Genomic DNA, 13007 nt, shown 5'->3' on the forward strand with positions numbered 1-13007 from the left:
ATAAAGCTATGTGAACAACTTGGCGATGATGATAAATAGGATGGATAAAGAAAAGAAACCAACCATGAAATACCCAAAATACCTTAAAGGCTTCGGCAGCTTCTTTAGGTCAACATCAGTCGGGTATCCTTCAATTTTACTCATGTGGTCCATAGCGTCATTAATAGGCTTTTTATCCGACATAAAGCCACTCCCTTTTTCTCAAAGTCCTCTTCAACACTATTCTGGATATAAAAGGCTGTTCCTTCTTTTTTCCTATTTATTTTAAATAATTCATGATAAGTGCTTCTACGAACATAATTGCTTCCACTATTTCTCTTTTTCTACCCAAACCCCGGCTCCTTCCTCATTTCGGGCGGAGCTTCTCTCTTTCTGCGACCGAAACCTCTGATTACTCCTATTTTCGGGAGCATTCCTTATAGGAAATCTACTGATGACAAATAGACTCCAACGTTTTTCATTAGTAAATATGGGAAAAAAAGAAGAATACATAATTATTAAATCAAGAATCAATTCGTCTCCCATTAACTCTTTGAAGGACAATCCTGTAAAGGGTAAAATAAGGATACGATGACAAGAATGAGGAGTTCGGTATGTCAAAATATAAAAAACAAAGGCAGGAGCACTGGGTAAACAAATATGATTCACTCGATTTGAAAAAGCTGCTAACCATCCTGAAGGACAACCGGCGTGATATCCAGAGTAATCAGCAGCTTTATTATGATCCTGTTCAGGATCTTCAAGATATGGAAAACTATTATCGGGGAGCACAGGACTTGGACTTGTCCGGTCTTGCTCTATTTTATAAATTCCATACGATTGTTTTTCAGTCCCATAAAAATCAGCTTCCTTACTTTCTGGCCAAGGATTTGTATTTGTACACATGGGTTGACCTATACCCGGATGGAACCGCGAAAAGCATCTATTCGAGCCAGATGAAGGACCCAGAGTTATTGCTGATCGAGGATAACGATACACTGCGAGAGAAGTATGATGAATTCAGGAGGCGTTCGAGGAAAATACAGGTGAATGGATTTGATTCAATCAAGGAACTGAAGGTGTTCGAGGACCATTTCAAAATGAACACCGAGCATATTGTGCCACAATCCTGGTTCGAAGGCGCCGAGCCGATGAAGGGCGACCTGCATCACCTGTTTGTCTGTGAACCGGATTGCAATATTTCAAGGTCGAACTTCCCTTTTGCCGACTTTGAATTTTACAATCCCGAATCCGACGATGAACCGATCCAGAATAACTGCGGAGTCAGCAACGGGTTCGAGTTCGAGCCAGAGCATGGGAAAGGAACATCCGCACGGGCAATGCTTTACTTTTTCTTAAGGTATCCAAAAAGAGTAAAGGACGAATTTAAGAAGAAGGTTAACATCCCGTTGCTACTCCGCTGGAATGAGGAATTTCCGCCAACCCTTTATGAAAAGCACCGAAACCAGGCCATCTTTTATATACAAGGAAACCGCAATCCGTTTATCGACTTTCCTGATTTAGCAAAGAAAATCGTTTTTCCGTGGTGATTAAAAGGCTGAACCAGTATGTATCTGGTTCAGCCTTATTTTGTAAAAGCTACGGCTATTCTTTAATCACCTCAAAAATCTTCCTCGTAGTCACGATTGAAGCTGGAAAGAGAATGACAATGGCGAAAAATATCTGAAAGATAAAAACCAGCAAGCCATAAGGAAGCAAACTGGATTCAATATACCTGAAGACATAATCAAACACTTTTATATAGATAAAAAAGAAAATCGCCGATAAGACAAAAAACACGATTTGCTTCGCCATCGATATGCTCCCCTCCGCTCCCAACCAGTTATATTTATTTTAACAAAAAATTACAGGTTCTTGAGGCTTTATTCGCAAATTCAAATTGCGTGTTACCGAAACAAAGGAAATTATCTCATCACGGGTCCATGTTTCCGCATCTTCTCCCTGTGAATCCCCCATCCGCTCCATTTCGGGCACATGTTCCAGCATCTTCTCCCCGTGAATCATCTGTCCGCTTCTTTTCGGGCACATGTTGCACCAACTTCTCCCCGTGAATCCTCTTTCCGCTCCTTTTCAGGCACATGTTGCACCAACTTCTCCCCGTGAATCCTCTTTCCGCTCCTTTTCGGGCACATGTTGCACCAACTTCTCCCCGTGGATCATCTGTCCCCTCCATTTCGGGCACATGTTACACCAACTTCTCCCCGTGAATCCTCTGTCCCCTCCATTTCGGGCACATGTTACACCAACTTCTCCCCGTGAATCCCCTGTCCCCTCCATTTCGGGCACATGTTACGCCATCTTCTCCCCGTGAATCATCTGTCCGCTTCTTTTCGGGCACATGTTGCACCAACTTCTCCCCGTGAATCCTCTTTCCGCTCCTTTTCGGGCACATGTTACACCAACTTCTCCCCGTGAATCCTCTTTCCGCTCCTTTTCGGGCACATGTTACACCAACTTCTCCCCGTGAATCCTCTTTCCGCTCCTTTTCGGGCACATGTTCCACCATCTTTTCCCTGTAAATCCCATGTCATCACCATTTCGAGCACATGTTGCTCCACACATTACATCCTGCAACCTAGGAACTCGCCTCATTTTAACCCTCCACCGATAATTGTCCACCCACCAGAGTTAATTTTTGGTAAAGTTAAAACATATTAGACAAGCAAGTCAATTCGGAACAGAATTTTTACAAAAAGTGAAACCAGAGTGCCACCTGCAAACGACATACTAGTGAAAATAACAAATGGAGGTTTCCCAGTTGAATGAGGAACAGAAATTACTAAATCAAATCCGGGCGGGAAATGGAGATGCGTTTAGCGACCTGGTGGAAAGTCTTCTTTCCTCTGCCTACAGGACGGCTTATCTTATTCTTGGTTCGCGGGAGCTGGCTGAGGATGCTGTCCAGATTGCCCTGGAAGATTGTTATCTAAGCATAATGCGGGATATGGAGATTCGCCACTTTAAAGCATGGTTTTACCGTCTTGTTTATACCCGTTCGATTGATGTATACCGAAAACAAAAAAGGAATCAGTTTTCAGATATCGACGAGAATCCAGAAGCGATTTCTAGACTAAAAACGGATTCAGCTCAGGAAAAGGCTGTTGAAAAGGAAACTAAACAGGAACTGCTTCACCTGATCACGACCTTGAAAGATGAACAGCGAGTCCCGCTGCTGCTGTTTTATTTCGAAAACTTATCAGTGAAGGAAATCAGCCTAATACTCAGTGAAAACACCAATACCGTAAAAACCAGGTTAGCCCGCGGCCGGAAAAAGCTTGGTGAACTCATGAAAAAGGATCAACATTTTCAAATGGAGGAGAAATCATATGGGATATGATAAGAAGGATTTGCAGACCCCTGTTTCACTTGAAAAGTTCACAAAAGATTTGCCTGGTCGATTCGCTGCTGGAGAATTTAAAGATGCACGGGTGGATCGGGTTGAACGCGAACTTGAAGGCTTTAACCTTGCTTTAAAAAAGCAGTGGACTTTCTGGAAAAAGGCTGGAGTCACTACGGCCGCAATCGCTGCGAGCTTCCTGCTATTTGTCGGCTCAGGCTTTGTTTCCCCAACGATGGCGAAGATGGTTTCGAAAATCCCGCCGTTAAGCGCAATGTTTGATAATCACGAACAAGAACTGACAGAGCGACTGACGCAAGCTTTGAAAAAGGATGGATATCCTGTGAAGCAGGTGAACCAGTATGTTGGCGGCAAAAACGAAGGCATCATGGTTCATTTGGACGCATCTGAAAAACAGGTCAAGGAAATGGAACCGGGAGTAAAAAAAATCGGGCTCTCAATCGTACAGGCAGAGGAATTCAAAGGGACGAGGATCGAGGATTATTTTATTAAAGTAAGGAAGTACCATGAACCATCTGAAAAATGGAAACAAGAGCAAGCTGAAATGGAAAAGGAAAGTGAAGAAGTGTTCGAAATCGTCCAGGCTGCGCTGAAGCCATTTGATTTTAAACATAGCATCGGTTTCAGTTCTGATTCGGTTGAGTTGGAGATCCCGAGCGTAGAGAAGCAGGAAAAAGTGGATGAAATACAAAAGGCTGTGAAAGATGCCCTCGCCGCTAATGGCAAAAACAATATCGAGGTCAAAATTCGTAAATTCAACTTGGCCAAACGTGAGCAATACGCACGCTGGAGTGATGCAGTTTCAGGGATTGGCCATGAATTTATGACCTATAAAAAATATAAAGTATCAGGCGTTGGATATAAGAGCAGTGATGGTTTTATGACCATTTACATCACAATGAAAATGAAGAGCACTGACGAAGGAGCAGCTGACCACGCCACCGACCTGTACACAATGGCGGAGGAATTCATCAAGTCGGATGACATATGGCCACATGTAAAGCAAGACCCATATAAAATCGTGGTGAGGACAAAGGATAAGAAAGAATTCGTTAACGATGACGGACAAAAAGGGTTTAGATAAGACTGCGAGCAAAGGGATATTCCCCCTTTGCTCTTTTTTACTGACTGATAAAAAAAGACCACAAGCTGTGTTTCGCTTGTGGCATTTTTATTCAGAAGACGCTTTATTATCAGGATTCTCAAGCACATTCTCCATATAGTTTTTTCCCCATTGGTACATGGAGTCAAGGATTGGCATCAAGCTTTCTCCCTGCTTGGTCAATGAGTATTCTACTTTCGGCGGAACAACCGGATATACCTTTCGTTCGACAATCATGTCATCTTCAAGCTCGCGAAGCTGATTAACAAGCATTCTTTGGGTTATGCCAGGCATCAGTGCCTTCAACTCTCCGAATCGCTTTGTCCCTTCTTTTCCCAGATGCCATAAAATCAGCATCTTCCACTTGCCGCCAATCACTGCAAGCGTCAATTCTTTTTCACAGTTGAATGTTTTTGCATCCATTCTCGCCATCTTGCTTCACCCCCACTGCAACATAGAATATCACTTAGTATACTTTTTGTCACTATGTATGAAAAAAGTGCGTACTTTCAATAAAAAAACATACGCAGTATACTTACATCTATGCCATGAACCAAATGGTTACACTTGGCATGATGGTGAACGTGCAAAATAGGGTAGTTTACAACTGTGCACCAACAATAATTTTAGGGAGTGGAATATAGATGGAATTACAATTGGCATTAGATTTAGTGAACATTCCAGAAGCGATTCAAGTGGTTAAAGAAGTTGAGGAGCATATCGACATCGTCGAAATCGGAACACCCGTTGTCATCAATGAAGGGCTCCACGCTGTCAAGGCAGTAAAAGAGGCATTTCCTAATCTAAAGGTTTTAGCAGACCTTAAAATCATGGATGCTGCTGGATACGAAGTGATGAAGGCATCTGAAGCGGGAGCAGATATTATTACGATTCTTGGGGCTGCTGAAGATATGTCCATCAAAGGTGCTGTCGAAGAAGCGAAAAAACAAGGCAAAAAGATCCTAGTCGATATGATTGCTGTCAAGGATCTTGCTGGACGCGCAAAAGAATTGGATGAAATGGGTGTTGATTATATTTGCGTCCACACTGGTTACGATCTTCAGGCAGTGGGTAAAAATTCATTTGAAGACCTTCAAACCATCAAAAGCGTTGTAAAAAACGCAAAAACGGCAATCGCTGGAGGAATTAAACTGGATACACTCCCTGAAGTTGTGAAAGTCCAGCCTGACCTCGTCATTGTCGGCGGTGGTATCACTGGACAAGATGATAAGAATGCAGCTGCTGAAAAAATGAAGCAAATGATTCAGCAAGGGTAACAATAGTAATGCAGCCCACACAGTACCTTTCTGAAATTTTAAAGGAGCTTCACTCGTCAGCAGAATTAATCTCCGACGATGCTGCAGAAGGTCTTGTCAACGGCATTCTTGAATCTAAAAAGGTTTTTGTCGCCGGTGCCGGCAGATCCGGATTCATGGCGAAATCGTTTGCGATGCGAATGATGCATATGGGAATTGACGCACATGTCATTGGCGAAACGGTTACTCCAGGCTTTGAAAAAGATGATATTTTGATTATCGGATCTGGTTCAGGGGAAACAAAAAGCCTTGTATCCATGGCGGAGAAGGCAAAAAGCATTGGCGGTACCATTGCAGCTGTCACAATTTTTCCCGAATCGACGATCGGACAGATGGCCGATATCATTGTTAAGCTGCCTGGATCACCGAAAGATCAATCAGAGGGCGACTACAAGACCATTCAGCCAATGGGATCCCTGTTTGAGCAGACCCTGCTTCTTTTTTATGATGCCGTCATTCTTAGGTTCATGGAGAAAAAAGGTCTTGATACCAACAAGATGTATGGCAAGCATGCCAATCTTGAGTAATAACGGAAGGCTGCCTGATTATGGGCAGTCTTTCAGCAATTTTTTTAATAGGAGGAATTAACATGATTTCACTAAAAGGAAAAACAGCAATCGTTACAGGAGCAGGCAGAGGGATTGGACGAGCAGTTGCTATTGCTCTGGCCAAAGAAGGTGTCAATCTTGGATTGATTGGATTGACGATGTCCAATCTTGAAAAAATGACTGAAGAACTCGAGCAATATGATGTTAACATTTCAGCTGCTTCAGCCGATGTCTCGGATCTTGAAGCAGTCCAGCATGCCGTGGAGCATATTAAATCAGATCTAGGTGCGATTGACATTTTAGTTAACAATGCAGGAATCGCAAAGTTCGGCGGCTTTATGGATCTATCCCCTGAAGAATGGGAAAAAATTGTCCGCGTCAACCTGATGGGTGTATACAACGTGACAAGAGCGGTTTTACCAGAAATGATCGAAAGAAAATCCGGAGACATTGTGAACATCTCCTCTACTGCAGGCCAAAAAGGAGCACCAGTCACAAGTGCTTACTCCGCTTCCAAATTCGCAGTCCTAGGTCTGACAGAATCACTGATGCTTGAGGTCAGGAAGCATAATGTCCGCGTAACCGCTTTGACTCCAAGTACGGTAGCAACTGACCTGGCAGTCGAAAGCAATTTGATCAGCGGAAACCCTGAAAATGTCATGCAGCCAGAAGATTTAGCTGACCTTCTTGTCGCAGGATTAAAACTGCACCCAAGAGTCCTCGTGAAAACAGCCGGATTGTGGTCAACCAATCCGTAAAACTATATCGGAACAGTAAATCGCTTAACTTCATTGTTAAGCGATTTTTTATTAATGATTCTTTAAATAAAGCTTGCTTATCGCTTCTTTAATAAAATCTTATGACTAATCTTCCAAATCGTACTCATAAATTGGATTTATACAAATTAAGATCGAGACAATAGCATTATTGTATCCAGACATTCTTTCAATTTCCTTTTGATCATTAAATTCGTCGTTTGTAAAATGTACCGAAAGTTTTTTTATTATATTTAAATACTTGCTAACGAATTCATTTTCCTTCATTTCCTTAACGTCCGCCAACATTTCACTATAAGCTAGTAATTCACCTTCATCATTATTTTTGAAATCTGAATTATCGGAGACGGTACCTGTGTTTAAAAAAATTATCTTTCTTTCAATAATATCAGCCAATGTGAAATGGTTTAGTTCCTTATTATTACTCACAATAACCTCCATTTGATTAGCTCTGAATTTTATTTATTATGCCCTGTTTCTAAAAAGAAGTTCATCACAAAAAAAGGCGGTTAACCCTTCCCGGACCACCGCACCACGTTTGTTTAAAACTCATTAATATAAGAAATAACACTTTTTAAGATTTCTATTGATTTTATTGGATCATTATCAAGTTCTAAACTGTGATTTCCACCTTCGACCACTTTCAATATAAGATTTGGATTCGTTTTTATTTTTTCGAAGCGTTCTTCAATAAAACAAAAATGATCTTTTTCTCCGATAACACAAAGGCCTTCATGATTACTGTTAACCATTGCTTTAAATACTGCATCATTTTGTAGTAAAGGAGTCAACCATATTACTTTGGCATCTTTAAACATTGTATGATCGACCAGATAACTCAAAGCTTTTGTTCCGATAGATTTAGCCACAATATAAAAATGGCTGTATTTTTTATCATTGATTGCGGTGTCGATCGCAAGTAGTACACCTTTTGCAAAATCCCCTTCATTTAGCGAAGACAACTCTTGCCTGCTAAATGAATAGTTAATGTGTAATACATCGAAACCTTTATTGTAAAATGCCCCTGTTGTGTAGTATAACAATGGGGCTTGTGTAGTATAACCAGCCCCTGGTAAAACAATAACTAATTTATTTGTGTCTTCTTTCTGTTCAATCAATCTAAAAGGGATAACTTCACTATTCATCGTGATCACAACTCCACAAATTTTATAGATTTCTTTATTTAAACAATTATTCCTACGAAAAATTACCCGATACAGGAATAAGGTAAAAGCTATCCATCATACGTATGCAGGCATTTTCAGCTTTGTAGGGGTACCATTCAAGCGGAAAGATACCCTTATGCAAGCATTTCCACTGCCATAAGGGCATCATTCTAGCGGAAACATACCCTTATGCATGCATTTCCACCTCCATAAGGGCATCATTCTAGCGGAAACATACCCTTATGCATGCATTTTCACCTTCATAAGGGCACCGTTCTAGCGGAAACATACCCTTATGCAAGCAATTTCACCGCCATAAGGGCACTATTTCACATGCCTTTAAATTCCTCTTTTAAAATAGCAAATAGATAATGATCTCTCCATTGTCCTTTTACTTTCAAATTTTTAATAAAATGACCTTCCTGTCGGAAACCTATTCTTCTTAAAAGGTTGACTGAACCAGCATTTTCTACATCACAGACGGCATATATCCTATGAATATCCATCGTATTAAACCCTAAATATAATAATCCGTTTACAATTTCTTTTCCGTACCCTTGTTTCCAGTAGGATGAATTTATAAAATACCCGATTTCTACTGTTTGACAATCCTGATCTCTTATTATAAACAAAGCATTTCCGATAACTTTTTTTGTCTCTTTTTGCACTACGGCTAAAACATATATTTGTCTGTTTTCTTCGGTTTGAAAAGCAATCTGCTTTCTAAGGCTATGTAATGTTTGCTCTCGATTAGTTGGTCCCCAGGTTAAGTATTTAACCACTTTTTGATCTGACTTAAATTGATAAATATCTTCAAAATCCTCTTCATTAAGCTCCCTCAGGACAAGCCTGTTCGTTTCCACTGGTTTAATTCTAGCCATTCGTATACTACCTCCACCAGAAAATTATAGAAGTAATCACCTTTCATTCTATTAAAAGGTGGCTCAATCACACACACGTAGATTAATATAATGACGGTGGACTATCAGCCATCGTATTGACAAGAATTAAATAGAGTAGGACATTAGCGCCAGGCAATAAAATGAAGATTAATCTTACCGCTAAAGAAGATATACCAAAATACTCAGCTATGCCTCCACAGACGCCTCTTATAGACTTATCAGTGGAAGTCTTTTTTAATTTCTTTTTCAATTCAATCCCACCCTCGGTTTTCAATGATTTGAAAAATTAGATGTCTTTTTAGTCAGCTTTCTTTTGATTATCCCTGATTTCTAAAAGTGTAGAGTGAATATTATTAAGGGTTACCAAAATAATGCCTAACATCCCGAAGGTTACGATTTCCTTCGTGATAAAGGAAATCACGCCAAGAATAAATAAATACAAGGTAAATTGCCAATTCTTCATTTGAGCTGCCACCAATCCAAAATATTAAAATTACTTTTCAAGAAGCTTTCCTTAACCTATGCATACATGGGCTAAATTCCTTTCATTAGACTTCAATCTTACTTTTATTCCTTCTTACAAAGTGATTAAAAAACAACATTACAAAAATGACAAACCTAATAGCAAAATATAAATTAAATAAATTTGGAATCACGGTTGTCATACTGTTGGACTCTTGAGATATAACAAAAAGAGATAAGCTGCAGAATGCCAGTAAATGTCCCATTGCCGTTAGGATAACCGCTCTGCGGCAATGAGGGTAATTCGATTCCTGTAACTTTTTTATCTTATTGGACAGGTAGACTGTAAAAGCAATGAAAGCCAGAGCAAGAATCATTACAAAAATGTACAACGGAATCCTAGAAGGAGTCAGATGAATGTTGAAAATTTGCTCAGCTATTCCCTTATCATCTAGCCAAAACGCCAGGTTTGCCACAAATAGAACAATGCACAATCCTAAAAATTTCAATTCACTCAATACTAGTCCAAAGAACATACTTTTAGTTGACATATTGCCACTCACTTTCATTTTTATCAGTAGGTTATCAAAATGTTTTGAACACTTTCGTTACTATTTATATTAACAAATTGTACCAAATTAGGTGGTTTTATTGTTAAAAGAATACATATGTATATTCGGGAGTGAGCGTTTTGTTGGATTTATTTTTATATAATTGGCAAGTAAGAGATGATTGGTTTAATTGGTGTAAATCCATATCACCAGAAGAGTTAAAAGCGGAACGAGTTGGCGGGATGGGAAGCATTCTGAAAAACCTAATCCATGTGATCGATTGTGAACTTTTATGGCTTAATTACATGCTTGAAAAGCCTAATCACTATCCTGAAAAGGATTCAATCACCAGCTTAGATGATGCTATTAGATTTTCAGATTTCACTAAAAAAGTAACTGAAGATTTTATTAGTCACTTACCAAATGATTTCGATGGTAAACTAATTCATATAAAAAATAATAGAGGTAAAGTTCATACATTCAGTTGCGGCAAGATCCTCCGTCATATAATCACCCATGAGATCCATCATATCGGCCAACTATCAATTTGGTCGCGGGAGATGGATATGAAACCTGTTTTGTCCGATTTAATCATTCGAAATTACACATGACAACAATGTCCTTTATATTAAATATGGTACAAAAAACAAGAATAGCGTGTGAAACAGAGCTCAGTTTTGGCGCGCTATTTTTCTGAATATTTTATTAAGGCATTTGATATATTACCCCTGTTATTCACATAATTAAAGATTGTGAATTTACTAAAGCTCCCTAAAGTATTTCTCACCCTTCAAGCAACTGCATATAATACAATTTCTCTCCATTATCCTTTTCTACAAAAATAACCCCTGAATTCCCATCATTTGTATCATACAGTATGGTTCCTTCAGGTAATTTTGTAGCTGAAAGATTAGTGAAAAACCAACTAGAGGTCGTGACTTTTTTAATTTCACCAACTTTTTTCCCTTTTTGATGCTGATCTTTATTTTTCTCAAACCATTCCAGGTTCGTGACATTGCTATAAATAAATCCATCATATTTCAGAATATCCGCATTGTCATTCTGCTTGAGAACATCTCTGGCAGTCACTTTACCGCCATCTGCACTGCAGCCAGTAAGTAAAACAATAGCAATCAAAAGCAAAATCAATGATACTTTTATGACATCTCACCGCCTTTCTAAAACCGACTTTGCTCCGTATATCCTTCTAGGCATTAATTCTCACATGGAAACAACCGATTCCCGGAACCATTCGGCATACTAAACCCTTCCCCGGGGTATACTCAAACAGATGCTCATATATGGGAGGTTTTACTAGTGAAAGAAAGTTCTTCAACGGAACGTTATATGCCTATGACTTCATCAATGAGCGGGATGATTCAGAATGGTGAAAATGGTGTTTACAGCCTTACTGTCCAGATCGTAAATGTTTGTTTTGTGCGCATTTCAGAAGCACCGGGGGACTGGGTCCTGATTGATGCCGGAATGCCTAAATCCGCTGATAAAATCATCGATGCCGCAGAGGAGCTTTTTGGTGAAGGAGCTAGACCAAAAGCAATCATCTTAACGCACGGACATTTCGACCATGTTGGTGCCATCATCGACTTGGTTGAGCACTGGCAGGTTCCTGTTTATGCTCATCAGCTGGAGCTTCCTTATTTGACAGGCCAGCAAGATTATCCAAAGCCGGATGCCAGTGTGGAAGGCGGCCTGGTCGCCAAGATGTCCCCCGCCTTCCCGCATGAAGGGATTGACCTTGGAACAAATGTACAAGTCCTTAACGAGGATGGCAGTATACCACATATGGAAGGCTGGAAGTGGCTTCATACCCCGGGACATACACCTGGGCATGTCTCATTGTTCAGGGAAGCTGACCGTGTTCTCATTGCAGGGGACGCGTTTGTCACGGTGAAACAAGAATCCCTGTATAGTGTGCTGACTCAAGAACAGGAAATAAGCGGCCCTCCGCGGTACCTGACAACCGACTGGGAAGCCGCCCGGTCCTCTGTCCAAAAACTTGAGGCGCTGCAGCCTACTTATGCCATTACCGGACACGGAATCCCAATGGCAGCAGAGACACTAAGAGAAAACCTAAGAAAGCTCGTTGATGAATTTGATGATATCGCCATCCCTGACTACGGAAAATATGTAGACGGCGAAAAATAACCGACAGAGAGGCTTGCCGTTTAGGCAGGCTTTTCAACTTTTAATTCGAATCAAGGACCCTAATCTCTTCATCTACCTTTACACTGATTAATTGCTTTTCAAGTTTGATTTTATGTAACCCTTTTTCGTCAATATATGTATCAATGACATCAAAACCATTCTTAAGATTTAAAATCAACATCGCCCGCCATTTATTCATCGTTTTGGTTTGGACTACTCTGTACCCTCTTTCCATTAGATATTGATGCTGCCTTTTCATTAATGCAGATGCAATACCATATCCTCTATAGGCTGGATTCACCCCGCCTAACCAACTATAAAATTTATCGTTTTTCAATTCATATCCAATCTTATATCCAACCAATTTTGTGCCAGCCATCGCGGTAATTATTAGCAGTTGTGGTTTATTTGCCATTTTCGCAGCTAAATCTTCCGATGTATTGAATACTCTACTGTGTAGTAAATTCAATTCGTTTAAGACATCCTCACTCGGCAGCGAATTATAGATCAAATATTTTATAGTCAAGATCATTCCTCCACATATCAAGAAAAGAGGTGCTCCATCCTTATCTTAATATAGGAGCCATAAAGGATGGTGAAATCTCTCATTTAGGTTTAACGTACCGATGTCACTCACTTTCAATGAAATTTTAAAATCTA

At 40.1% G+C, this 13007-nt stretch carries 19 protein-coding genes; 8 read left to right on the forward strand and 11 right to left on the reverse strand.

The genetic code is table 11. The features are described from left to right. Positions 1-6: 6 nt before the first annotated feature. Positions 7-183 (reverse strand): hypothetical protein, encoded by a 177-nt coding sequence (locus tag J7E38_RS22540; RefSeq protein ID WP_214710041.1) that lies wholly within the window; start codon positions 181-183, stop codon positions 7-9. A 410-nt stretch (positions 184-593) separates the two neighbouring features. On the opposite strand from J7E38_RS22540, the gene J7E38_RS22545 reads away from it, so the two are divergent. Beyond that, positions 594-1529, forward strand: coding sequence for an endonuclease I family protein (locus tag J7E38_RS22545; RefSeq protein WP_214710043.1), 936 nt, complete (start codon positions 594-596; stop codon positions 1527-1529). 55 nt (positions 1530-1584) lie between these two features. On the opposite strand, the gene J7E38_RS22550 is transcribed toward J7E38_RS22545, so the two are convergent. Continuing rightward, positions 1585-1794 (reverse strand): hypothetical protein, encoded by a 210-nt coding sequence (locus tag J7E38_RS22550; protein WP_214710045.1) that lies wholly within the window; start codon positions 1792-1794, stop codon positions 1585-1587. A gap of 118 nt (positions 1795-1912) precedes the next feature. Then, entirely contained in the window at positions 1913-2182 is a 270-nt protein-coding gene (locus J7E38_RS22555) for a hypothetical protein (protein WP_214710047.1), read from the reverse strand. A gap of 576 nt (positions 2183-2758) precedes the next feature. Between J7E38_RS22555 and J7E38_RS22560 the strand changes: the two genes are divergently transcribed. Together J7E38_RS22560 and J7E38_RS22565 are read left to right on the forward strand one after the other, a co-directional pair. Further along, complete coding sequence (locus J7E38_RS22560) at positions 2759-3337, forward strand: RNA polymerase sigma factor (protein WP_214710049.1); 579 nt, start codon at positions 2759-2761, stop codon at positions 3335-3337. Beyond that, positions 3327-4442, forward strand: coding sequence for a DUF4179 domain-containing protein (locus tag J7E38_RS22565; protein ID WP_214710051.1), 1116 nt, complete (start codon positions 3327-3329; stop codon positions 4440-4442). Before J7E38_RS22560 ends, J7E38_RS22565 begins: the two co-directional genes overlap by 11 nt. Positions 4443-4529: 87 nt before the next feature. Here J7E38_RS22565 and J7E38_RS22570 read toward each other — a convergent pair whose 3' ends face one another. Beyond that, entirely contained in the window at positions 4530-4892 is a 363-nt protein-coding gene (locus J7E38_RS22570) for a winged helix-turn-helix transcriptional regulator (RefSeq protein ID WP_214710053.1), read from the reverse strand. 212 nt (positions 4893-5104) lie between these two features. Between J7E38_RS22570 and hxlA the strand changes: the two genes are divergently transcribed. The 3 genes from hxlA to J7E38_RS22585 all read left to right on the forward strand — a co-directional run bounded on the left by hxlA (position 5105) and on the right by J7E38_RS22585 (position 7082). Further along, positions 5105-5737 (forward strand): 3-hexulose-6-phosphate synthase, encoded by a 633-nt coding sequence (gene hxlA, locus J7E38_RS22575; protein WP_214710055.1) that lies wholly within the window; start codon positions 5105-5107, stop codon positions 5735-5737. An 8-nt stretch (positions 5738-5745) separates the two neighbouring features. Next, positions 5746-6303, forward strand: a complete 558-nt coding sequence (gene hxlB, locus J7E38_RS22580) for a 6-phospho-3-hexuloisomerase (RefSeq protein ID WP_214710057.1) — start codon at positions 5746-5748, stop codon at positions 6301-6303. Positions 6304-6365: 62 nt separating this feature from the next. Continuing rightward, positions 6366-7082: a 3-ketoacyl-ACP reductase gene (locus tag J7E38_RS22585; protein ID WP_214710059.1), complete on the forward strand. Its 717-nt coding sequence runs from the start codon at positions 6366-6368 to the stop codon at positions 7080-7082. A 105-nt stretch (positions 7083-7187) separates the two neighbouring features. On the opposite strand, the gene J7E38_RS22590 is transcribed toward J7E38_RS22585, so the two are convergent. From J7E38_RS22590 to J7E38_RS22610, 5 genes are all read right to left on the reverse strand, one after another. Then, entirely contained in the window at positions 7188-7529 is a 342-nt protein-coding gene (locus J7E38_RS22590) for a hypothetical protein (RefSeq protein ID WP_214710061.1), read from the reverse strand. 113 nt (positions 7530-7642) lie between these two features. Further along, positions 7643-8245: an alpha/beta family hydrolase gene (locus J7E38_RS22595; RefSeq protein ID WP_214710063.1), complete on the reverse strand. Its 603-nt coding sequence runs from the start codon at positions 8243-8245 to the stop codon at positions 7643-7645. A 350-nt stretch (positions 8246-8595) separates the two neighbouring features. Beyond that, complete coding sequence (locus tag J7E38_RS22600; RefSeq protein ID WP_214710065.1) at positions 8596-9147, reverse strand: GNAT family N-acetyltransferase; 552 nt, start codon at positions 9145-9147, stop codon at positions 8596-8598. A gap of 82 nt (positions 9148-9229) precedes the next feature. Beyond that, a complete protein-coding gene (locus J7E38_RS22605; protein ID WP_214710067.1) occupies positions 9230-9418 on the reverse strand; it encodes a PspC domain-containing protein in 189 nt (62 codons plus the stop codon). A 48-nt stretch (positions 9419-9466) separates the two neighbouring features. After that, a complete protein-coding gene (locus J7E38_RS22610) occupies positions 9467-9631 on the reverse strand; it encodes a hypothetical protein (protein WP_214710069.1) in 165 nt (54 codons plus the stop codon). Between the two features lie 690 nt (positions 9632-10321). Here J7E38_RS22610 and J7E38_RS22615 point away from each other — a divergent pair. Further along, positions 10322-10792: a DinB family protein gene (locus tag J7E38_RS22615; protein WP_214710071.1), complete on the forward strand. Its 471-nt coding sequence runs from the start codon at positions 10322-10324 to the stop codon at positions 10790-10792. 172 nt (positions 10793-10964) lie between these two features. On the opposite strand, the gene J7E38_RS22620 is transcribed toward J7E38_RS22615, so the two are convergent. Then, on the reverse strand, positions 10965-11318 hold the full coding sequence (locus tag J7E38_RS22620; protein WP_215038957.1) for a hypothetical protein: 354 nt from the start codon (positions 11316-11318) through the stop codon (positions 10965-10967). Between the two features lie 210 nt (positions 11319-11528). Between J7E38_RS22620 and J7E38_RS22625 the strand changes: the two genes are divergently transcribed. Beyond that, positions 11529-12347, forward strand: a complete 819-nt coding sequence (locus J7E38_RS22625) for an MBL fold metallo-hydrolase (RefSeq protein WP_215038973.1) — start codon at positions 11529-11531, stop codon at positions 12345-12347. Between the two features lie 40 nt (positions 12348-12387). Here J7E38_RS22625 and J7E38_RS22630 read toward each other — a convergent pair whose 3' ends face one another. Beyond that, the gene (locus J7E38_RS22630; protein WP_214710077.1) at positions 12388-12879 is read right to left on the reverse strand and encodes a GNAT family N-acetyltransferase; all 492 of its coding nucleotides are present in this window, start codon (positions 12877-12879) and stop codon (positions 12388-12390) included. Positions 12880-13007: the final 128 nt, after the last annotated feature.

Origin of the sequence: Bacillus sp. ISL-35, from assembly GCF_018613355.1 — a bacterium.
Taxonomy (GTDB): domain Bacteria; phylum Bacillota; class Bacilli; order Bacillales; family Cytobacillaceae; genus Mesobacillus.